This is a genomic window from Erythrobacter sp. Dej080120_24 (assembly GCF_036322605.1).
GTDB classification, from domain to species: Bacteria; Pseudomonadota; Alphaproteobacteria; order Sphingomonadales; family Sphingomonadaceae; genus Erythrobacter; species Erythrobacter aurantius.
The window spans coordinates 1915646-1937828 of the sequence record NZ_AP027262.1 but is presented as its reverse complement, the minus strand read 5'-3'; the positions used below and the strand labels follow the sequence as shown (position 1 = coordinate 1937828).

The window sequence follows — 22183 nt, the reverse complement described above, 5'->3', positions numbered from 1 at the left end:
GCTGGCATCTCGGGCGGCCGGAGACCCCAGCTTTAGCCGGGGTGACGGGAAAATTCAGTTGGACCAGTGCCCGTCGTCCTTGGGCGTTTCCATGATTTCGGTAAGCATGCCCTGCATGTCCTTGGGATGGACGAAAAAGATAGGCGTGCCGTGCGCCCCGATGCGCGTGGGGCCGAGGATGCGCTTGCCCAATGCCTCGAATTCGGCGCGGGCGTCTTCGATGTCGGGGACTTCGAAACAGACGTGATGCTGCCCGCCCAGCGGGTTCTTGGCGAGGAAGCCCGCGAGGGTGGAGTTTTCCCCCAGCGGTTCGATCAGTTCGATCTGCGTGCCGTTCATCGACCCGTCCGCGCCGGGGGTATCGACAAAGCAGACCTTCACGCCCTGCTCCTCAAGATCGAACGGCGTGTGGATCTTCGTCGCGCCCATGACGTCGCGGTAATGCGCGATGGAGGCTTCGATGGAGGGCGTGGCGACCCCGATGTGGTTGAGACGGCCTAGTTTCATCAGAACAATCCAAACATACCAAAGATACCAAAAAACGCACTCGCTGCGCCTAGTGCCGTCGTGACCACAAAGGTAAGAGCGAACTTGTTCGGGTGCTCTGATTTAACGATCCTCTGGTCGCCACGATACTTGCGATTCATCAATTCGATTATTCGCCACTGAAGCCAAGGCATGATCTTTCCTGCCCGGACATCCAGATACAAAAACGTCAACACCCAGACCGCAAAAGCCAAGCAGAAGCCCGCTACAAGCGGAGCATTAAGCGCTTCCATGCCATAGCTCACAGCGGAATATTATCATGCTTCTTCCACGGGTTCTCCAGCTGCTTCGTCCGCAGTTTGCGTAGGCCCAAGGCGATCCGGCGGCGGGTTGAGCTGGGGTGGATCACCTCGTCGATATAGCCGCGCTGGGCGGCGACGAAGGGGTTGGCGAAGCGGTCTTCGTATTCCTTGGTCTTTTCAGCGATCTTGGCCGGATCGTCGCGATCCTGGCGGAAGATGATCTCCACCGCGCCTTTCGCGCCCATCACCGCGATTTCGGCGGTCGGCCATGCGTAGTTGAGGTCGCCGCGCAGGTGCTTCGATGCCATCACGTCATAGGCCCCGCCATATGCCTTGCGGGTGATGACGGTGATCTTGGGCACGGTCGCCTCGGCATAGGCGAACAGCAGCTTCGCCCCGTGCTTGATGATCCCGCCCAGCTCCTGCGCGGTGCCGGGAAGGAAGCCGGGTACATCGACGAAGGTGATGATCGGAATTTCGAACGCGTCGCAGAACCGCACGAAACGCGCGGCCTTCTTCGACGAATTGATGTCGAGCACGCCCGCCAGCACCATCGGCTGGTTCGCCACCACGCCCACGGTGCGCCCTTCGACCCGGCCAAAGCCGCAGATGATGTTCGCCGCGTGGCCGGGCTGGATTTCGAAGAAATCGCCCTCGTCCAGCGTCTTGGCGATCACTTCGTGCATGTCATAGGGCTGGTTGGCATTGTCGGGGATGATCGTGTCGAGGCTCGGCTCCTCGCGGTCCCACGGATCGCTGGTCGGGATTTCCGGCACGTCCTCGCGGTTCGACAGCGGCAGGTAGTCAAAGAACCGCCGCGTCGCGAGCAGGGTCTCGATGTCGTTCTCGAACGCGCAATCGGCGACGCTGGTCTTGGTCGAATGGGTGATCGCGCCGCCCAGTTCCTCTTGCGTGACGACTTCGTTGGTGACGGTTTTCACCACGTCCGGGCCGGTGACGAACATGTAGGAGCTGTCCTTCACCATGAAGATGAAGTCAGTCATCGCCGGGGAATAGACCGCCCCGCCCGCGCACGGCCCCATGATCAGGCTGATCTGCGGCACGACACCGCTGGCAAGCACGTTGCGCTGGAACACCTCGGCATAGCCGCCAAGCGATGCGACGCCTTCCTGAATGCGAGCGCCGCCCGAATCGTTGAGCCCGATGACGGGCGCGCCGACCTTCATCGCGGTGTCCATCACCTTGCAGATCTTCTCTGCATGGCGTTTCGACAGACTGCCGCCGAAGACGGTGAAGTCCTGGCTGAAGACGTAAACCAGCCGCCCGTTGATCGTGCCACTGCCGGTGACAACGCCGTCGCCCGGAATGCGTTGATCCGCCATGCCGAAATCGACGCAATCATGTTCGACATAGGTGTCGAGCTCTTCGAAGCTGCCTTCGTCGAGCAGCACGTCGAGCCGCTCGCGCGCGGTCAGTTTGCCCTTGGCGTGCTGTGCGTCGATGCGCTTTTGCCCGCCACCCATGCGGGCGGCTTCGCGGCGGCGTTCCATTTCGGCGATATTGGCTGACATTCGTCCCGTCCCTGACTTGTGGGTCCTTTGTCAGGGGTCGTTGCCGCAGCCTTGCCGCTAGGTCAACGTGTCAAAATCACTGGTCGGTTCAGAACCTCAGGGTGACACTGCGGGCCAGAGCCGGAGAAATGCTCTCCGCGATCCGCAGCGCCTTGGTCATGCCGATGTTGGCTTCGTCGCGCCCTTGCTCGATCGCGGCGATGATCTGGCGGGCGCATTCGTCGGCGGGCATTTTCTTCATCGGATTGCCATCGTTCATCTGCGTATCGACTACCGGAGGCAGCGCCTCGATCACTTTCACGCCCGTCCCCTTCAACTGCTCGCGCAAGGCCAGCGTGTAGAACCGCAGGCCCGATTTGGTCGCGCAGTAAACCGGAGTGCGCGCCGCAGGCGATATGGCAAGACCGGAGGTGACGTTGACGATGGCTGCTTCGGGCCGCGACTTGAGCGCTTCGATCAACCCGGTGATCAGGCGGATCGGGGCGTTTAGATTGGCATAGATCGCAGCATCTGCTGCATCAGCATCGGGAGTGCCGTTACGAAAATCGTGATCGACCAATTGCCCGGCATTGTTGAGCAGCACGTCGATCGCACGCTCTCCCCATGCCACCAGCAAAGCGTCCACACCCGCTGCATTCGACAGGTCCGCCTCGATCACTTCGAAGCCTTCTGCGCGCATCGACGCGACACGATCGGGGTTGCGCCCTGTCAGCACGGCCTGCGCGCCCTTGGCACGAAGCTGCAACGCGATTTCGCGGCCGATCCCGTTGGTGCCGCCGGTCAGCAACACTGTCTTGCCTGAAAGGTTCATGGTGGCCCTATTTCATCAGCACGAGTTCTTCGGCCATGGTCGGGTGGATCGCCACCGTCGCATCGAAATCGGCCTTGGTCAGCTTGGCTTTCACGGCAATCGCGGCTGCCTGCATGATTTCCGGCGCTTCGGGCGCGATCATGTGAATGCCCACGATGCGATCATTCGCCGCATCGACGATCATCTTGTAAAGGCCCCGCTCGTTCCGGCCCGCGACGACGTTCTTCATCGGGCGGAAGTCGGACTGGAACACCTTGACGCTGCCCAGATGGTTGCGCGCCTCGCCTTCCGTCATGCCGACAGCGGCAATCGGCGGATGGCTGAACACCGCGCTGGGGATGCAGGAGTGGTCGACCGAATAGGGTTCTCCCGGCCCGAACACGCTATCGGCGAATGCCTGGCCTTCGCGGATTGCCACCGGGGTCAATTGCACCCGGTCGGTCACATCGCCGACGGCATAGATGTAATCGACATTGGTTTTCGAAAATTCGTCGACCTTGATCTGGCCCCGCTCGCCCAGTTCCACGCCGACATTTTCAAGGCCCAGCCCTTCGATATTGGGGACGCGGCCTGTGGCGATCATCACCTGGTCGAACACGCGCTCCTCATGCCCGGTCAGCTTGACCAGCAGCGTGCCGTCTTCCTGCTTCTTCACATATTCGAATTCGGTGTTGAAGCAGAACTCGATCCCCTTCGTCAGCGAGATCTGCAGCAAACGGTCGCGCAGCGCCGCATCATAGCTGCGCAGGATCACGTCAGACCGGTTGGCAATCGTCACCTTGCTGCCGAATTCGTTGAAGATGCCCGCGAATTCATTGGCGATATAGCCGCCACCGGCGATCAGGATGCGCTTGGGCACTTCGTCGAGGTGGAATGCCTCGTTCGAGGTGATCGCGTGCTCATTGCCTTCGAAATCGGGCATGTGCGGGCGCGCGCCGGTGGCGATCAGGATGTATTTCGCGGTAACGACCTTGCCGCTCGCCAGCGTGATTTCGTGCGGGCCGGTGATCTCGGCCCGCTCGCGAAAGATGGTGACACCGTGATTGTCGAGCGTTTCGCCGTACAGCCCTTCGAGCCGGTCGATATCCTTCTGCACATGATCGCGCAGCTTCACCCAGTCGAAGCTCTTGCCTTCGATCGTCCAGCCGAAGTTCTGCGCATCGACAAGGTCCTCGGCAAAATGCGCACCATAGACCAGCATCTTCTTGGGCACGCAGCCTCGGATCACACAGGTGCCCCCAACCCGGTATTCCTCGGCGGCGGCAACACGTGCGCCGTGTCCTGCCGCGATCCGGCTGGCACGGGTTCCGCCAGAACCGATGCCAATGGTGAATAGGTCGAAATCGTATTGCGTGTCAGCCATCTGTGTTCCTCGCGAATTTGGCCTGTCTATGGGCATGTTCGACCATATGGGCAACCGCGTTACCGGATGCCCGCAGACATTCGCTTTGGATCAGGAAAGATCAGCTTTCGAGGAACCGCCCGTAATCGCGCAGCAGCTCGAACGCCTTCATGTTTTCCAGCGTGATCAGGCTTTCGTCGGTGATGCCGGTGAGGCGATAGATCAGTCGGAGGATCGCCTTGCGCTCCACTTCGCCGATGTCGACGAGGCTGATCAGCATGTCGGGATTGTCATGTTCCAGCTCGTCAAACAGCATGGCGACGTTCATCGGATCGAACCCGAAACCAAGGAAACCCAGCCGTTTCCCGCGCGACATCTCGGCGCGGAGATAGGACTGGAACTGGCGCGATGCGGCGCGCTGGCTGGCTGTGAAGATGCGCTTTGAAAGCTGGACGATGTTTTCCGGATCGTCCTGCCCCCAGGTCGCGCCGTTTTCCTCATCCCCTTGCCACGGCAATCGCCCGGCAACGCCATAGGGATGCACGATGCGCAGCCGCCCGGCAACAAGCTCGCACGATTCCTCATAGGTCATGCCGAATGCCCGCTGCACCACCCACGGCAGGTAATGTTCGATTGCCCGGTCATAGTTGAAGCAGACGATCGACAGCTTTTCGAAGCATTCCTCCGCCTTGGCTCGCGGCACGCCTTTCACGATCAGCTGACCGAGCTGGTACAACCAGTTTTCGGTGCCGCGCAGCGGAAGCTCGCCCGCAGCGCGCGGTTCGGCGGCCAGCGTGGACTTCGATTCCGCCTGAAGCGTGTAATAGACAATCGCCAGCTTGCCCGCCGCAAGCACCGCCGGATCATGCCCATATTGTTCAAGGATGGCATCGATCGAGGTGCTGACAATCGTGGCCTCGCGGATAGCCATCGCCCCGCCGACCAGTTCATCGTAGGAAAGGCCGATTTCATCCGAGACGCGCTCGAACAGATTGGCCAAATTCACCAGATCGCGCGATTTCACGTCCGAATGCAGGCGATCGAATTCAAAGCCCGCAGCGATTTTCGCCAACAGATCAGGCCCGTCGGGCATTTCGATCTCACGATTCGCACCGGCCCCGACAATCAACGTGGTATCGGTACGGATCATGGGTTTAGCTGGGCCTCTCGTTTGCGACGGAGGCTCCAGATAGGCGTGACATGCTTAATTTTGGCTTAGCTTCGACGGGAAAATTGCTCCCGTTTCTGAAACTTACGCCGACCGTGATCCCGATCCGCGTTGGCCCTTGCCGCCTCGGCGCATTCCACCCGGCTTCCCGCCAGAACGCTGGCCGGAATTGCCGCCCGGACGGCCACCGGGACGCCCACATGGCTTGCCTTTGCGTGCAGGATGCTTGCCGCCCGGCTTCTTCGGACGCGGCGCGCCATCACCCTTCGCCTGATCGGCCGATTGCCCTGCGGGACGCGGCCTGATCTTCTTGGCGGAAACACGAGTGGCTCCTCGCGGTTCGGGCTTGGTCGGCCCGACACCTTCGACCACGGCCCGGAAATTGTCCGGCAGCGGCAGGCGTTCCAGTTCGGCACCCGTCGTCTTGCGGATATCCTTCAAATATGCGCGTTCGTCCTCGGCGCAGAATGCAATCGCCACGCCATCGCGGCCCGCACGCGCGGTGCGGCCGATCCGATGGACATATTGTTCGGGCACGTTGGGCAGTTCGTAATTGATCACGTGGCTGACACCGGGAATGTCGATCCCGCGCGCGGCGACATCGGTGGCGACGAGGATCGCGGTCTTGCCCCGGCGGAATTCGTCCAGCGCGCGCTGGCGCTGCGGCTGGCTCTTGTTGCCATGGATCGCGTTGGCCACGATCCCGCGCTGCGAAAGCTTCTTCACCACCCGGTCTGCGCCATGTTTGGTCCGGGTGAAGATCAGCACCCGCTCGAACTCGCCGGGTACCTTGTGACGGCCGGAAAGGATCAGGTCGAGCAACGCCTGCTTTTCGTCCTGCTGCACCATGAACAGATATTGCTCGATCCGTTCTGCAGTCGTGCTTTCAGGAGTGACCGAAACCTGTACCGGGTTCTTGCAATAGCCGCTTACCAGCTCCTTGATTGCCTTGGGCATGGTGGCGCTGAAGAACAGGGTCTGGCGCTCTGCCGGCACCAGCTTGTTGATGGTGCGCAGAGCGTGGATGAAGCCGAGGTCGAGCATCTGGTCAGCTTCGTCCAGCACCAGCACTTCCACCGATGAAAGGTTGAAGGCCTTCTGGTCGATCAGGTCGAGCAAGCGGCCCGGCGTCGCGATCAGGATGTCGGTGCCGCGGTGCAGCTTGTTGCGATCCTTGCCGACAGAAGTGCCGCCGACGATGGACTGCACCTTCAACCCGGCCAGCGCACCATACTCCTTGGCGCTGGCGGCGACCTGCATCACCAGTTCGCGCGTCGGGGCCAGCACCAGCATGCGGCAGGATTTGAACGGAATACGATTGTCGGCTTCGCGCAGACGATCGATGCTGGGCAGCATGAAAGCGGCGGTCTTGCCGGTACCCGTCTGGGCGATGCCCAGCAGGTCACGCCCCGCCAAAACCGGCGGAATGGCCTGTTCCTGGATCGGGGTCGGGGTGGAATAGCCCTTGAGATCAAGCGCCTGGAGAACGGGCTGCGACAGCCCGAGGTCTGAAAACTGTGTCATGAAAACTCGCAATAAATGCGGTGCGCACGCGCAAATGGGGCGTGCGAAGCGCGGGGTTTCGAGAACCGCCCGCGTGAATAGGGAAGCTGTAGGGATTGGATCGTGACGCTGCCGGGGCGGAGATTATGCCGCCGCTTCACGCTGGCAGGTTGCATCACGTGTTGGTGAGCAAATGGGCGCGACCCCGCCGTGTGTCAAGTTATATTGCAGTGCAGCAATGCTGGTGCAGCAGCCTATTCAAGCCGGTCGCGCACATCGGCATAGGCGATGCGCGAGGAATAGCTGCCCTCGACCGGCTCCCCCGCAGCGTTTTGTGCGGGTTCGAAATGATGATGTTCGGACAAGACATCGCAGAGCGAATCCGTCACGTGCTTCAGGCGAAAACTCTCAGTCAGTTCACAACCCGTCACGTTGCCTTCTGCATCCACCGTCAGCCGATACGCGAGATGCGAACGCCACACGCGCATGCGGCGCGATGTCTTCATCAGTTCGAAATCGCCATCCCACGAAACCAGCCTGACCGGCGCCTCACCCGTGGCTTCGCCAGAGGCCGAATGCTGCACCATCTCACCGGCGTCATCCTTGGCAAGCGCGGCTGGAGAAAGCCCAAGAGCAAGGAATGCTGCGGGGAGCATGGCAAGGCGGTTCATCAGATGGACCTCGTGGGGAGATGGTTAAGGGGCGGTTGCGACAGGGACAAACTACGCGGATTCTCCAAAAGTGCAAATGTGACTCTGGAGCAGTGAGCAGTTGCAACAAGAATGCGCCTATTCCTGCCAACTCGACATAATCATTCGTTCGGCAAAATCTTTATGGCACTCGCGCGGAATAAGATGCCTCGCCATGTCAACAATATAACACCCGCCGATTCCGGCGTTGCGCACATGCAACAGGCCGCAGGATCGGCACTGCCGACCCCGTCACATCAGACGGATTGTATCGTGATCCGCTCAGGCGGAAAGGCCCGCCGCCTTCATCAGCGCCGCCGTGCTTGGGTCGAAATCGCCTTCACCGCTGTCGATCGCCTTGGCCATCTTCTTGCCCAGTTCCACTCCGAACTGGTCGAACGGATTGATGCCCATCAGCACGGCATTGGCAAAGGTCCGGTGTTCGTGGAAGGCAATCAGCGCGCCAAACGTGGCAGCGTCGCAATCGTCGAGCAGGATCATTGCCGAGGGGCGATCCCCGGCAAAAGCGCGCGCCGGGTCTTTTCCGTCTGCCGACATATTGCCGCCTGCCATCAATGCCGCCCCTTGCGCAAAGCAATTGGCGAGCAAGGCCTTGTGATGCGCGGGATCAAGCTCGTCACCGGGCGCGATGCTGGCTATGAAATCAACCGGGATCAGATGCGTACCCTGATGCAGCAGCTGGAACACCGCGTGCTGCGCGTCTGTCCCCACCCCGCCCCAGGTTATCGGCGCGGTCGGCTGGCTGACCGGCTTACCCGCACTCGTCACGCTTTTACCATTCGATTCCATCTCAAGTTGCTGGAGGTAATCGGGCAGCAGTGCGAGCCGTTCGTCATAGGCGAACACCGCGCGCGTCTGGCATTCGCGCACACGGGCATAATAAAGGTCGCCAAAGGCAGCGAGCAGCGGGCCGTTGGCGCGGCCTTGCGCCTCGCGGAAATGCGTGTCCATCGCCTGCGCCCCGGCCAGCATGGCGCCGAATTCCTCCATCCCGATAGCCAGAGCCACGGGGAAACCAATGCTGGACCACAGCGAATAGCGCCCGCCCACGCTTTCGGGGAAAGGCAGCACGCGGGTTTCGTCCACGCCCCATTCGACCGCGCCTTCAGGGTTGGCAGTCAGCGCGATCACCCGGCCACCGGGATCAGTCACGCCGTTGTCAGCCAGCCATTTCAGCGCGCTGGCGGCGTTGGTCATCGTTTCGATCGTGGTGAAGGTCTTGGACGCGACCGCGATCAGGGTCGTCGCCGGATCGCAAGCGGCAAAGGCCTGTTCGAGCGCCAGCCCATCAATGTTCGAGACAACATGCACATCCACCAGCTTGAGATCACGCGTCAGCGCATCCACCGCCAGATCGGGGCCAAGCGCCGATCCGCCGATACCGATGTGGATCAGGTGCTTCACCTCACCCAGAGCGCCATCGTGAATCGCCTCCACCAGCATGCCCATGCGCGTCAGCAGCGCCTCGGCCTCTTCGACCTGCGCATCGGTTCCGCTACCGCGCATGGCTCCGTGCGTCGCGGGGCGTCCTTCGGTCGGGTTGACGATCCCGCCACCAAACAGCGCCTCTCGTGCCGCATCGAAACCGCTCGCCGCGGCCAGCGCCTCGAATGCGTCGATCACCCCGTCATCCAGATGGGTTTTCGACCAGTCGAGCAGCATGCCCACCGGACCAAGTTCGCCCAGATCGAATTCGAGCCTTTGGCTGAGCTTGCTCACCCGGTCCGCATCATCGGCGAACAATTCGCCGAGGCTGGGGCGAGGCAATGCCCGCAATTGCTCCCAAAGGGCGTCGGTCTTCGCGGTATCGGTCATCAAGCAAACCCTCTTTGCCAAGGCTAACTGGGCGCGTAAGGGGACCGGTGATGGATGTTAAGACCCAATCTGCCAGCATGCCCGCTGCTTCCACGGATTTGGCTCCGGAACAGAAGCCGGAAAGCCTGCTCAGCTTCCTGTGGTTCCTCGCGAAGCTGCTGATCGCGGTGCTGCTGTTTCGCAGCTTCGTGTTCTCGCCGTTTTCAATTCCGTCGGAAAGCATGCTGCCCCGGCTGTGGAACGGGGATTACCTGCTCGCGGCCAAGTGGCCCTACGGCTATTCCAGCAATTCGCTGCCGTTCGACGCCCCACTCATTCCTGGCCGCATTCTCGCCAGCCAGCCGGAGCGCGGCGACACGGTGATCTTCAAGCATCCGGTGGACAAGACGGACTATATCAAGCGGGTCATCGGACTGCCGGGAGATACTGTTGCCATGGTCGACGGGCAGATAGTGCTCAATGGCGAGCCCGTGCAGCGCGAACCGCTTGGCGATTTCCAGATCCCTCTTTCAGTCAACACCTCGTGCAACTGGGGCGGGAACGAGACGGTGAACGCGGCGGGCGAGCCGGTGTGCAACTATCGCCGTTTCCGTGAGACATTGCCGGGTGGCGCCAGCTACGAAGTGCTCGATTTCGGGAACACGCCGGCCGACAACATTCGGCCCAAGATCATTCCCGAAGGCCACATGTTCGTGCTCGGCGACAATCGCGACAATTCGCGCGACAGCCGGTTCGAAGCGCGCGCCGGCGATGCGGTGGGGATCGTCCCGCAGGAACTGCTGGTGGGCAAGGCCAGCGTCATCATGTGGTCGACCGACGGCAGCGCGGAATGGGTGAAGCCGTGGACATGGTTCACCGCCGCCCGCTGGAACCGGATCGGATCGCAGCTGTGAGCGACCTTTCCCCCGAAACCAAGGACTGGCTCAATTCCGTCGGCTTTGCGGTCAAGAACGAGGCCGTGTGGCTTGAAGCGCTGACCCACGGCAGCTTCAATTCCGGCAGCAATGCGGCGCGCAGCGAAACAGCCGACATCGACTATCAGCGGCTCGAATTCCTGGGCGACCGGGTGCTGGGCCTGTCTGTCGCAAGCTGGCTTTACGGCGCCATTCGCGGGCAGGAAGGCCAGCTTTCGCAGCGGCTCAACGCGCTAGTCAGCGGTTCGATCTGCGCCCGCATCGCCCGTACCATTGGCGTGCCCGACCACATCAGGCTGGGCAAGCAGGCGCGCGAGGATGGCGGCGCGGACAGCGACAATATCCTTGGCGACGTGATGGAAGCGCTGATCGGCGCGAGCTTCCTCGACAATGGCTATGACGCGACCCGCACCGTGATCTATCGCCTGTGGGAAAAGGAACTGGCAGGCGACGCGGGCAAAGCAAAACATCCCAAGAGCGCGCTTCAGGAATGGGCAGCGGGCAATCGCCGGGCCATGCCGCGATACGAGGTGATTGACCGTTCCGGACCCGATCACGCGGCGCGCTTCACCGTCAAGGTAAGCATTCACAAGGTCGGCGAGGCCGAGGCCACCGCATCGAGCAAGGGCGCGGCAGAAAAACTCGCCGCACAGGCATTTCTGGAGCAATTCGGTTGAACCGTCTGAATACCCTCACCAATCGGAACAGCTGCACCGCGCCAAAGCGGAGGAAAGGCAGCGAGGAAATCACGCAATGACCCAACAGAAATGCGGCATGGTCGCCGTCATCGGCGCGCCCAATGCGGGCAAATCGACGCTGGTCAACCAGCTGGTCGGGCAAAAGGTCGCGATCACCTCTGCCAAGGCGCAGACCACGCGCGCCCGGATGTTGGGGATCGCGCTGCACGACGATGTGCAGATGATCCTCGTCGACACGCCGGGCATTTTCGCGCCCAAGCGGCGGCTTGACCGGGCGATGGTGAGCGCGGCGTGGGAAGGCGCGGAAAGCGCGGATGCGGTGCTGCTGTTAGTCGATCCGATCAAGCAGCGTCGGCACGAACTCGAACCGCTGCTGGAGGCGCTGGCAGGCCGGCCGGAAAAGAAGATTCTCGTGCTCAACAAGGTTGACCGGGCGAAGAAAGAGCCGCTGCTCGCGCTGGCGCAGGAACTGACGGCCAAGGTCGATTTTGCCGAGGTGTTCTTCGTCTCCGCGCTGACGGGCGACGGCGTGCCAGAAATGAAGGCTGCCCTCGCCGCGTCCATGCCCGAAGGGGTGTGGATGTATCCCGAGGATCAGGTGTCGGACGCATCCGAGCGCCTGCTGGCGGCGGAAATCACCCGCGAACAGCTGTACAAGCAGCTGCACGAAGAACTGCCCTATGACAGCGCGGTGCGGCCCGAACAGTACAAGACGCGGCCCGACGGCAGCCTCGAAATCCACCAGCAAATCGTCGTCGCCCGCGACAATCAGCGCGCCATCGTGCTGGGCAAAGGCGGCAGCCGGATCAAGGCGATTGGCGAAGCTGCCCGCAAGGAATTGAGCGAGGTTCTGGGCGTGAAAGTCCACCTGTTCCTGCACGTGAAAGTGCTGGAGAACTGGTCGGAGGACAAGGAAGTGTTCGAGGAAATGGGGCTGGACTGGGTGCGTTGATGCATCGCGCGTTCGCCATGCTCATCTTGCCTGCCGCAGCCGCGCTGGTCGGTTGTTCGGGAAGTGGGCCGGACGAAACGGCGGCCATGGATTCCGGCGGGGTGGAGACTTCGATCAGCATCGACATTTCCCCTTACATAAGCGCCGAGGCACGCGAAGTGGGCTGTTCGATCGTCACCGACTTTGCGAAAAGCAGGATGGAGAAAGCCGACAAGCCTGTCGTCCTCACCGATACCAGCAAATCGGGGTTCGACATGCCGGCAGAGGAAGCTGACTTGCTGTTCGCCTATCTGGTTGACGGTGAAAATGGCGATCCCCAGAGCGTGGGTATCCGGCAGAGAGCGGGCGCATTCCTCGCACTCACCAAGGAAAGCGCCATCGAGCAATGCGGTGAGCTGACCGCCCTTCACCGGGCGCGTTCACACACACCTGCCCCTAGTGAAGACTCACCTCCCGTAAACCTTGAGGACATGTCCTACGAATACGAGACATATGTCCTGTCGATCCCGCTGGTCGATTTCGATCGCGGCAAGGCTTTCATGTGGTACGGCCACGGTTGTGGCCCGTTGTGCGGCGGAACCGGAATAGAGATCTACACCCGTCAGCCTGACGGCGGCTGGCAAAGGACTGATTATCAGGGCCTCAGTATCAGCTGAGCGTTACCCCCGCCCCAGCCGCTCCAGTTTGTGCCGCAATGCCGCTTCGTCGAAGGGTTTGACGATGTAGTCGTCTGCGCCTGCCTGAATTCCTGCGTGGACATCGGCGGGCTTGTTCTTCGATGTGCAGAACACCACCACCGGCGCCTTGGGCGTGGGGATGGCGCGAAGCTGCTTGACGAACTCCAGCCCGTCCATTTCCGGCATGTCCCAGTCGGTCAGGATCAGATGCGGCATTGCCTTGCGGCAGCGCGCCAGTGCCTCGAACCCGTCCTGCGCCTCCACCGGGACATAGCCCAGCGATTTCGCGATCTTGCTCGACACCTTGCGGATCACGCGGCTGTCATCGACGATCAGACACATTTTCTGCACCGCCTGCCGGGCCTGCGCCGGGGCCGCACCGTCGCGCATCGCCTTGGCGGCGCGCACGATGGCGTCAACGTCCTCTTCCGGCTTTCCGGGCTCGACCACCGCACCGCTGAAGGGATCGATCAGCTCCTGCACGTCTTCCGGGGCCTCCACAGGCTCGCCTTCGGGCACATTCGCGTCACGAGCACGGTTCCGCTGCGCCTGGGCGAGCTTTTCGGCCAGCGTTTCACCGTCGGAACCCTGTGCCTGCTTGTGCGGGCCGGTCGTGCGTTTGATCAGATTTTGAATGGCTCTGCCTCCCCTGCCAGCGAGGCGAAGTGCCCTTCGTTGCGCAGATCATGCGCAAGGTCTTCGTCGAAATCGTCAAACTCTGCGTCTTGCCCTGCGGCGCTTTCGCCTGGAGTCATGCAGACGTGCAGATAGGGCATCCAGATGTCGCCATATTCGGCTTTCTGATACCAAACGTCGATCACGTCATAGCTGGCCCAGATGCCATCGGGCTCTCTGAGGCGAATTCCTTCGCCAATGCGCGGCACCGCCGCAAAGCGAAGGCGCTGCTGGCTTTGGTGAGTCTCGTTCTGGACTTCGATCTCAATCACGGCACTTGTCCCTGGTCTGACGACAGGGATAGGCGACAATACTAAACGAATTGCCAACGCCGTAAGCGTTCAGCCCTTGGCAGCGGCCTTCTTTTTCGGAGCGGCCTTTTTCTTGGGCGCGGCTTTCTTGCGCCCCTTTTTCTTCGCCGGTCCCTTGGCCGCGCGCGCGTCGATCAGTTCGATCGCCTGCGCCGCCTCAATCTCCTCGGGCTTGATGTCCTTGGGGATCGTCGCATTGGTCGTTCCGTCCGTGACATAGGGACCGTATCGGCCCGGCATCACCTTGATCTCGCCGCCGCTGGTTGGGTGTTCGCCCAGCGTCTTGATCGGCTCAGCCTTGGCCCCGCGTCCACCGCCCTTGCGATTGGCAGCTTCGGCCAGCAGCGCGACCGCCGCGTTCATGCCGGTTTCAAACACTTCGCGCGTGTTCGACAGCTTGGCGTATTTCCCGTCGTGTCGCAGATAGGGGCCATAGCGCCCGATTGCGGCCTCGATCTCCTTGCCCGTTTCGGGATGCGCGCCGATGATGCGCGGCAGGTCCAGCAGCTTCACCGCCCAATCGAGATCGAAATCGTCCAGGTCCTTGGGGATCGAGGCGCGCTTCTTGGTGCCGTCCTCCTCCATCTCGATATAGGGGCCGAACCGTCCTGACTTGCGGTGGATGTCCGCGCCGGTTTCCGGATGCTGGCCCATGACGCCGTCCTCTGCCGGATCGGCGCCGTCCGCACCCGGCTGGGCAAAGCGCCGGGTGTATTTGCATTCGGGATAATTGTGGCAGGCGATGAACGCGCCGAACTTGCCCCCGCGCAGGCTCAGGCGGCCATTGGCCCGGCCTTCCTGCTCGCACAGCGGACACATCCGCGCATCCTTGCCGTCCTCACGCGGCGGGAACAGGTAATCGGACAGGTAATCGTCGAGCACCTCGGTCACTTCCGAGGGCAGCTTTTCCATCACCTCGTCGGCCTTGGGCTTGAAGTCCGCCCAGAAGCGGGCGAGCAGCTTTTTGTAATCCTCGCGCCCGTCCGAAACGGTATCGAGTTCATCCTCCATCCCCGCCGTGAAGTCATAGGCGACATAGGTGGGGAAGAAGCGTTCGAGAAACGCCGTCAGCAACCGCCCGGATTCCTCGGCAAAGAAACGGTTTTTCTCCATCCGCACGTAATCGCGATCGCGCAGCGTCTGAATGGTGGAGGCATAGGTCGACGGACGGCCGATGCCCAGCTCCTCAAGCCGTTTGACGAGGCTTGCTTCGGAAAATCGCGGCGGCGGCTGAGTGAAATGCTGGGTCGCCTCAACCGCGTTCTTGGCCGGAACATCCCCGTTCTTCAGCAACGGCAGCAGGCCGTCCTCATCCTCGTCCTGATCGTCGAAACCTTCCTGATAGACCGCGAAATAGCCGGGGAAGACCACAACCTGTCCGGTCGCGCGCAGTTCATGCTGACCCGTCGCGTCACGCAGGGTGACGGTGGTGCGCTCAAGCTGCGCGGTCGACATCTGGCTGGCCATGGCGCGTTTCCAGATCAGCGCATACAGCTTTGCCTCATCGCCTGTCCCGGCGCGATCGCGGCTGAAATCGGTCGGGCGGATGGCCTCGTGCGCTTCCTGCGCGTTCTTTGCCTTGGTGCTGTAGAAGCGCGGCTTTTCGGGGCAGTATGACGCTTCGAACCGCTCGGCGATTGCCTGGCGACAGGCGGCAATCGCGCTGCCGTCCATCTGCACGCCGTCGGTCCGCATGTAGGTGATCGCGCCCGCCTCATACAGCGACTGCGCCAGCCGCATGGTGTGGCTGGCCGAAAAGCCGAGCTTGCGCGCGGCCTCCTGCTGCATGGTCGACGTGGTGAACGGAGGCGCGGGATTGCGCTTCAGCGGCTTTTTCTCGACATCCTCGACGGTGAAGCGCCCGGCCTCGACAGCGGCTTTCGCTTCCATTGCGATGCCCTGTTCGCCAAGCGAGAGCTTTTCCAGCTTATCGCCCTTGTACCGCACCAGCCGTGCGTCGAACTGTGTCCCGTCATGCTCCAGCTTGGCGAGGACCGACCAGTATTCGTCAGGCCTGAAAGCCTCGATCTCGCGCTCCCTGTCAACGATCAGGCGCAGGGCGACCGATTGCACCCGCCCCGCCGATTTCGCACCGGGCAGCTTGCGCCAAAGCACCGGCGAAAGGGTAAAGCCGAACAGATAATCGAGCGCGCGGCGACCCAGATAGGCATCGATCAACGGCTGATCGAGCTCGCGCGGCTTTCCCATCGCCTCTGTCACCGCAGGCTTGGTGATCGCGTTGAAAGTCACGCGGTCAACCTTGGTCGGCAGGGCCTTGCGCTTCTTCAGCAGCTCCTGAACGTGCCAGCTGATCGCCTCGCCTTCGCGATCAGGGTCAGTCGCCAGCACCAGCCGCGAGGCATTCTTTGCAGCATCGGCGATTTCCTTGAAGCGGCTCTGCTTGTCCCGGTACAACTCCCAGTCCATCGCGAAGTCTTCATCGGGCCGTACGCTCCCGTCCTTGGGTGGCAGATCTCGGACATGGCCATAGGAGGCCAGGACCTTGAAGTCGTTGCCGAGGTATTTCTCGATGGTCTTCGCCTTGGCGGGCGATTCAACGATGACAAGCTGCATGAGAGAGGTCTGATTTCCTTACACGTGTACGTACGCGCGAGAGTGGGGCCCGGCTTCGGGAAGCGTCAAGTGGGATTTGATGACGCCCGAGGCAACCCGAAATCTACACTCTGGTCCGTGCCGCGGCATAGACCCCCAAACCCATCGCGATCAGGGTCGCACCGGTTGCGGCGGCAAAGAAATTGGACATGATCGTGGGGCCGAGCGGCACCTGAAGCGATTTGTCCGCCCACGAACCGATGATCGAAAAGGAGATGACGGACAGGACAAGCGGCACGAACAGCGCCCCGGCGATTTCCCAGAAATGGCCCTTGGTCGCATTCCAGGATCGCCCGAATGCATCCCTGAAATCACCCGTTTCGCCCATTCCGTATCCCAGCACGGCAGAGAAACGTATTCCGAAATAGAAGGCGGGAAACACCAGGGCCACCCAGCCAAGGCCGATCACAATCGCATAAAGGAATGTGAGGCCCAGAAAGGCCAACAGCCCTTTTTGCACCCCGCCCGGAGCCAGTCCGCCGAAATAGAGCATGTTGATTGTCAGCCAGTAGGACATGAAAAGCGTAATCGCCGAGCCAGCCCATCCGACGGGGACAATCTCGGGAAACCGGTCAACCACGGTTTCCGACAGCGTCATGATCACGAGATAGGCGCCCAGCGTCCCCTTTGCCGAAACCAGCAACCGCCGGGCCTCGGACCAGATATCGATCGTTTCGTAAAGCTTCAGTCCCGCCATCAATCCCCCGTAGCGCCAGACAGGCTGACCGCCCCGTCCGAATGCCGTTCAATCCCGCCCGCCAGTTCGAGTTCGAGCAGCGCCATGTGCACTTCGGCCGCGCTTGCGCCCGATTGGCGGATCAGTTCGTCTATCCCGATTGGAGCCTTGGTCAACAGATTGGTGATGTCACCACTCAGATCGGCCCGTGCCTCGCCCCATTGCAGCTTGCTCAGTTCGGCATAATCGAAGGGCGCGCCCGCATCTTCCACCCGAAAGCTTGATCGCGGCGCGCCGGTGAAGCCTTCGAGCAGTTCGATCACCTCGTCCGGCGTGCTGACCAGCACCGCCCCGTCGCGGATCAGCTGGTTGCAGCCGTGCGAGCGTGTGTCGAGCGGTGAACCGGGGATCGCCATGACCTCGCGCCCCGCCTCCCCCGCCAGCCTTGCGGTGATGAGCGATCCGGATTGCGGCGCTGCCTCCACCACCAAAGTGCCGCTTGCCAGACCGGCGATGATGCGGTTGCGGCTGGGGAAATGCCGCCCGCGCGGTTCGGTGCCGGGCGGCTGTTCGGCCATCAGGAAGCCTTCCGTCGCAATCCGCTCCTGCAAATCCGAGTGCTGCGGCGGGTAGGCGATGTCGATACCACTGGCGATCACGCCGATGGTGCCACCGCCATGCGCGCCCAAAGCCGCTTCATGGGCTGCCCCGTCGATTCCGCGCGCAAGACCGCTGACGACAGTGAAACCCGCGTTCGCCAGTTCGGCCGCGAAATCGCGTGCCAGCTTCACCGCCGCCGCGCTGGCGTTGCGCGCGCCAACCATCGCCACACAAGGCGCATTGGCGAGTTCGAGCCTGCCTCGGCAGGTCACAATCGGCGGCGCGCTTTCCAATTCGCCCAGCAGCGCGGGATAATCCGGCTGATCGTGGAACAGGTAGCGCGCACCCGCCGCCCGCACCGCCTCGACCTCGCGCTCGACCCGGTCTGCCGCGATCGGGCGATAGGGCGTTTTCCCGCGCGATCCGAGATCGGGCAGCGCCTCCAGCGCGTCCGCTGCCGTCCCGAACCGGGCAAGCAAGGCGCGATAGCTGACCGGCCCGATATTGGGCGAACGCAACAGACGGATGCGCGCGAAGGCTTCCGGCTGGCTGAGCTTTGGCTGCGACCCCGTCTGCTCCATCAGATGAGCGATTCCGTCACTTCTTGCCGGCGCCGATTTTCGGCTCCTCACCTTTCATCAGCCGCCCGATATTCTCGCGGTGGAGATAGATGATCAGGCCTGCAATCGCGGCCAGAACGGGGAAGAATTGCGGATAACCGAAAAGCGCCGATGCGGCAGCGGCGGCGACGACTGCGCTCATCCCGGCAAGGCTGGAAATCCGGAAAATGCCGAGCATCGAAAGCCAGATCAGCGCATAGGCCAAGCCGACGGGCCACGCGAGGCCGAAGGATACGCCCGCATTGGTCGCCACACCCTTCCCGCCCTTGAAACCGAGCCAGACCGGGAAACAATGCCCCAGCACCGCGCCACCTGCAGCGAAAGCCTTGGCGACATCGCCCATGTCTCCGGCCCAGATCATCCCTGCGGCCAGCACCGGGGCCAATCCCTTGACCAGATCGAGCAACAGCGTGCCTGCCGCCAGCCCCTTGTTCCCTGTGCGCAGCACATTGGTCGCGCCGATGTTGCCGCTGCCGATCTGGCGTACATCGCCCAGCCCCGCCGCTTTTGTCAGCAGCAGGCCGAAGGGGATCGATCCGGACAGATATCCCAGAAGCGCTGCGAGTATTGGTTCCACGAATCCCTCTCAACCTATCGCCCCGAACTTGTCGAAGGGCGGTACTTTCTTCTAATGCCCCGCTTCGAAAAGAAAAGGACAGGGCTTCGACAAGCTCAGCCCGAACGGAGATAGTTTTGCCGGATAAGTCCTCCCCCATCCTGCTGTTCGATTCCGGCGTTGGCGGGCTGACCGTCTATGACGCGCTGCGCGAGGTGCTGCCGGATGCGCCGGTGATCTATGCCGCCGATCTGGCGGGCCTGCCCTATGGCGAAAAGACCGAAGCCCAGGTTGCCGCCCGCGTTGCCGGGCTGCTGGGGCGGATGAGCGAACGGTTCCGCCCGCGTCTCGTCTGCATCGCCTGCAACACGGCGAGCACCATCGCGCTCGGCAATGTGCGCGAGGTGCTGGAGGTGCCGATCGTCGGCACTGTCCCCGCGATCAAGCCCGCCGCCGCAATGACCCAAACCGGCGCAATCGGACTGATCGGCACGCAGGCGACCATTCGACAACGCTATGTCGATGAGCTTGAACACCAGTTTGCAGCCGACAAGACTTTGCTGCGGATCGCCGCGCCCGAATTCGTCGGCGCGGCAGAGGCGAAGCTGCGCGGAGAGCCGGTCGACATGGCGGTGATAGAGCGCGTGGCGGACGCTTTGCGCGCCATGCCCGGCGGCGACCGGATCGATACTCTGGTGCTGGCCTGCACCCACTTCCCGCTGCTCGCCGATGAATTGCGCATTGTGTTTGGCGCGGATGTCCGGCTGGTTGACGGAGCAGCCGGGATCGCGCGCCGGATCGCGCACCTGCTGGATGGGCAGCCGATGGAGAAGACCGGCCCGAACCGCTTCTTCGTGACCGGGCCGATCAACGCGGCCAGCGGGTTGGAAGCCGCTCTTTCCGCTCGCGGATTCAGCGCTGCTGCGGCTTTCTGACCTGCAAATCGCTCGCAAAGATCGCTGTGGCCAAGCCCGTTCCGACTCCCTAGATAGTCGTCTGAAACCTTTGGGCCGTCGATGGGTTGTATGGCCTGTGTGTATTCGGAATCTGGACGTCAAGAGCGCGGAAAAACCGTGCCGTCCACACCAGACATGAAGCGTGAGACATGAACTACGACCAGATCTTCGACCAGGCGATTGACCGTCTTCACGAAGAAGGCCGCTACCGCGTCTTTATTGACATCATGCGCAACAAGGGTGCCTATCCCAATGCGCGGTGTTTCCATGGCCACAACGGGCCAAAGCCGATCACGGTCTGGTGCTCCAACGATTACCTGTGCATGGGCCAGCACGATGTCGTCATCGGCGCAATGGAGGCGGCACTGCACGATGTCGGCGCGGGTTCAGGCGGCACACGCAACATCGGCGGCAACACGCACCTGCATGTCGAACTGGAACGCGAGCTTGCCGAACTGCACGGCAAGGATGCAGCGCTGCTGTTCACCTCCGGCTATGTCTCGAACGACGCGACGCTTTCGACTTTGGCGAAACTGTTGCCCGGCTGCGTGATCTTCTCGGACGAATTGAACCACGCCAGCATGATCGCCGGCATCCGCAATTCGGGCTGTGAAAAGCGGGTGTTCCGCCACAATGACGTGGCGCATCTCGAAGAACTGCTCGCCGCCGAGGACGCCAACACCCCCAAGGTGATCGCATTCGAAAGCGTCTATTCGATGGACGGCGATGTCGCCCCGATCCACGCGATCTGCGATCTGGCCGAGAAATACAACGCCCTCACCTACATCGACGAAGTCCACGCCGTGGGCATGTATGGCGATCACGGTGGCGGCATTTCGGAGCGTGACAACGCCGCGCACCGCATCGACATCATCGAAGGCACGCTGGGCAAGGCGTTCGGCGTGATGGGCGGCTATATCGCGGCGAGCAACAAGGTCGTCGACTGCATCCGCAGCTATGCCCCCGGCTTCATCTTCACCACGTCGTTGTCGCCCGTTCTGGTCGCGGGCGTGCTGGCATCCGTGAAGCACCTCAAGTCTTCCAATGTCGAGCGCAACGCACAGCAGCAGGCCGCCGCCATGCTCAAGCTGAAGTTTGCCGAAGCCGGCCTGCCGGTGATGGACAGTGTTACCCACATCGTTCCGCTGATGGTCGGCGATCCGGTGCGCGCCAAGAAGATCAGCGACATCCTGCTGGCCGAATACGGCGTCTATGTGCAGCCGATCAACTATCCCACGGTTCCGCGCGGGACGGAGCGCCTGCGCTTCACCCCCGGCCCGCATCACACCGAAGCGATGATGACCGAGCTGACGCAAGCGCTTGTCGAAATCTGGGACCGGCTCGATATGGAATTGCGCGAGGCGGCGTAAGGCGGCACACTCTCCCGCAAGAGGGAGAGGAAAATGGCCACCACATTCGACCGGGCAAAGCTCGATACGGGCACGCTCGACATACGTCCGATGACACCCGCCATCGGCGCGGAAATCCACGGCATCGATCTGGGCGCTCCCGACATTGCCAAACGCGTCCCCGAAATCCGTGCCGCTTTGCTGAAGCACGGGGTGATCTTCTTTCGCGATCAACACCTGACGCAGGAAGCGCACATCGCCTTTGCACGCCATTTCGGCGAGCTGGAGGTGCACCCGGCCACGCCCAAGGACCAGCCCAACCCCGAGGTGTTGAAGATTGCCTACGGGACGAAAAGCCGCGGGCAGGAAAACCACTGGCATTCCGACGTGACATGGCGCGAATGCCCTTCGCTCGGGTCCATCCTGCTCGCCCGCGAAGTGCCCGAATGTGGCGGCGACACGCTGTTTGCGAACATGCACCTCGCCTATGAACGGCTGAGCGACCAGATGAAGCGACTGTGCGAAGGTTTGACGGCGGTGCACGACATCAGCCGCGTCTTTGCCAAGCGGCTCGGCAAGCAGCCCGAGGAATTGCACGACACCTATCCGCCGATGCGCCATCCGGTGATCCGCACTCATCCCGAAACGGGCGAGCGTGCGATCTATGTCAACACCGCCTTCACCAGCCATATCGAGGGGCTTTCCAAGGAGGAATCCCGCTGGCTGCTCGATCATCTTTACAAGACAGCGTGGGATGTGGAGATCCAGTGCCGCTTCCGCTGGCAGGCGGGATCGGTTGCCTTCTGGGACAACCGCGTGTGCCAACATTTCGCCGTATCCGATTACTTCCCCGCCCGCCGGGTGATGGAACGCGTGACGATTGCGGGGGATCGCCCCTTTTTCACCCCCTAAACCGG

The 22183-nt window shown here is 62.0% G+C and carries 22 protein-coding genes; 7 read left to right on the top strand and 15 right to left on the bottom strand.

Annotated elements, in window-relative coordinates; all coding sequences use genetic code 11:
* Window positions 1–54: 54 nt before the first annotated feature.
* From mce to pgi, 9 genes are all read right to left on the bottom strand, one after another.
* Window positions 55–507, bottom strand: a complete 453-nt coding sequence (gene mce, locus AABA34_RS09255) for a methylmalonyl-CoA epimerase (protein WP_338302387.1) — start codon at window positions 505–507, stop codon at window positions 55–57.
* Window positions 507–779, bottom strand: coding sequence for a hypothetical protein (locus AABA34_RS09250; protein WP_338302386.1), 273 nt, complete (start codon window positions 777–779; stop codon window positions 507–509). The genes mce and AABA34_RS09250 overlap by 1 nt, the downstream gene beginning before the upstream one ends.
* An 8-nt stretch (window positions 780–787) precedes the next feature.
* Window positions 788–2320, bottom strand: coding sequence for an acyl-CoA carboxylase subunit beta (locus AABA34_RS09245; RefSeq protein ID WP_034953726.1), 1533 nt, complete (start codon window positions 2318–2320; stop codon window positions 788–790).
* A gap of 88 nt (window positions 2321–2408) precedes the next feature.
* On the bottom strand, window positions 2409–3131 hold the full coding sequence (locus tag AABA34_RS09240; RefSeq protein WP_338302385.1) for an SDR family oxidoreductase: 723 nt from the start codon (window positions 3129–3131) through the stop codon (window positions 2409–2411).
* Between the two features lie 7 nt (window positions 3132–3138).
* Window positions 3139–4494, bottom strand: coding sequence for a glutathione-disulfide reductase (gorA, locus tag AABA34_RS09235; protein WP_338302384.1), 1356 nt, complete (start codon window positions 4492–4494; stop codon window positions 3139–3141).
* 100 nt (window positions 4495–4594) lie between these two features.
* On the bottom strand, window positions 4595–5623 hold the full coding sequence (locus tag AABA34_RS09230) for a hypothetical protein (RefSeq protein WP_034953720.1): 1029 nt from the start codon (window positions 5621–5623) through the stop codon (window positions 4595–4597).
* Between the two features lie 102 nt (window positions 5624–5725).
* A complete protein-coding gene (locus AABA34_RS09225) occupies window positions 5726–7165 on the bottom strand; it encodes a DEAD/DEAH box helicase (protein ID WP_338302383.1) in 1440 nt (479 codons plus the stop codon).
* A gap of 233 nt (window positions 7166–7398) precedes the next feature.
* Window positions 7399–7815: a hypothetical protein gene (locus tag AABA34_RS09220; protein WP_338302382.1), complete on the bottom strand. Its 417-nt coding sequence runs from the start codon at window positions 7813–7815 to the stop codon at window positions 7399–7401.
* A gap of 300 nt (window positions 7816–8115) precedes the next feature.
* Entirely contained in the window at window positions 8116–9669 is a 1554-nt protein-coding gene (gene pgi / locus AABA34_RS09215; RefSeq protein ID WP_338302381.1) for a glucose-6-phosphate isomerase, read from the bottom strand.
* Between the two features lie 50 nt (window positions 9670–9719).
* Here pgi and lepB point away from each other — a divergent pair, with 50 nt between their 5' ends.
* From lepB to AABA34_RS09195, 4 genes are all read left to right on the top strand, one after another.
* The gene (gene lepB, locus AABA34_RS09210; protein ID WP_338302380.1) at window positions 9720–10562 is read left to right on the top strand and encodes a signal peptidase I; all 843 of its coding nucleotides are present in this window, start codon (window positions 9720–9722) and stop codon (window positions 10560–10562) included.
* Window positions 10559–11260, top strand: a complete 702-nt coding sequence (gene rnc / locus AABA34_RS09205; protein WP_338302379.1) for a ribonuclease III — start codon at window positions 10559–10561, stop codon at window positions 11258–11260. The genes lepB and rnc overlap by 4 nt, the downstream gene beginning before the upstream one ends.
* A gap of 76 nt (window positions 11261–11336) precedes the next feature.
* On the top strand, window positions 11337–12233 hold the full coding sequence (era, locus tag AABA34_RS09200; protein WP_338302378.1) for a GTPase Era: 897 nt from the start codon (window positions 11337–11339) through the stop codon (window positions 12231–12233).
* Entirely contained in the window at window positions 12233–12889 is a 657-nt protein-coding gene (locus AABA34_RS09195) for a hypothetical protein (protein ID WP_338302377.1), read from the top strand. Before era ends, AABA34_RS09195 begins: the two co-directional genes overlap by 1 nt.
* Before the next feature lie 3 nt (window positions 12890–12892).
* Here the strand turns inward: AABA34_RS09195 and AABA34_RS09190 are convergent, their stop codons facing one another.
* The 6 genes from AABA34_RS09190 to plsY form a co-directional block, all read right to left on the bottom strand.
* Entirely contained in the window at window positions 12893–13411 is a 519-nt protein-coding gene (locus tag AABA34_RS09190) for a response regulator (protein WP_338302376.1), read from the bottom strand.
* 122 nt (window positions 13412–13533) lie between these two features.
* The gene (locus AABA34_RS09185; protein WP_252257567.1) at window positions 13534–13857 is read right to left on the bottom strand and encodes a hypothetical protein; all 324 of its coding nucleotides are present in this window, start codon (window positions 13855–13857) and stop codon (window positions 13534–13536) included.
* Window positions 13858–13926: 69 nt separating this feature from the next.
* Entirely contained in the window at window positions 13927–16470 is a 2544-nt protein-coding gene (gene topA, locus AABA34_RS09180; RefSeq protein ID WP_338302375.1) for a type I DNA topoisomerase, read from the bottom strand.
* 103 nt (window positions 16471–16573) lie between these two features.
* A complete protein-coding gene (locus AABA34_RS09175; RefSeq protein ID WP_338302374.1) occupies window positions 16574–17206 on the bottom strand; it encodes a glycerophosphoryl diester phosphodiesterase membrane domain-containing protein in 633 nt (210 codons plus the stop codon).
* On the bottom strand, window positions 17206–18366 hold the full coding sequence (gene dprA / locus AABA34_RS09170; protein ID WP_338302373.1) for a DNA-processing protein DprA: 1161 nt from the start codon (window positions 18364–18366) through the stop codon (window positions 17206–17208). Before dprA ends, AABA34_RS09175 begins: the two co-directional genes overlap by 1 nt.
* Before the next feature lie 16 nt (window positions 18367–18382).
* Complete coding sequence (gene plsY / locus AABA34_RS09165) at window positions 18383–18982, bottom strand: glycerol-3-phosphate 1-O-acyltransferase PlsY (protein WP_338302372.1); 600 nt, start codon at window positions 18980–18982, stop codon at window positions 18383–18385.
* Between the two features lie 116 nt (window positions 18983–19098).
* Between plsY and murI the strand changes: the two genes are divergently transcribed.
* From murI to AABA34_RS09150, 3 genes are all read left to right on the top strand, one after another.
* Window positions 19099–19896, top strand: coding sequence for a glutamate racemase (gene murI, locus AABA34_RS09160; protein ID WP_338302371.1), 798 nt, complete (start codon window positions 19099–19101; stop codon window positions 19894–19896).
* 170 nt (window positions 19897–20066) lie between these two features.
* On the top strand, window positions 20067–21287 hold the full coding sequence (hemA, locus tag AABA34_RS09155) for a 5-aminolevulinate synthase (protein WP_034953699.1): 1221 nt from the start codon (window positions 20067–20069) through the stop codon (window positions 21285–21287).
* 33 nt (window positions 21288–21320) lie between these two features.
* On the top strand, window positions 21321–22178 hold the full coding sequence (locus tag AABA34_RS09150) for a TauD/TfdA dioxygenase family protein (RefSeq protein ID WP_034953697.1): 858 nt from the start codon (window positions 21321–21323) through the stop codon (window positions 22176–22178).
* Window positions 22179–22183: the final 5 nt, after the last annotated feature.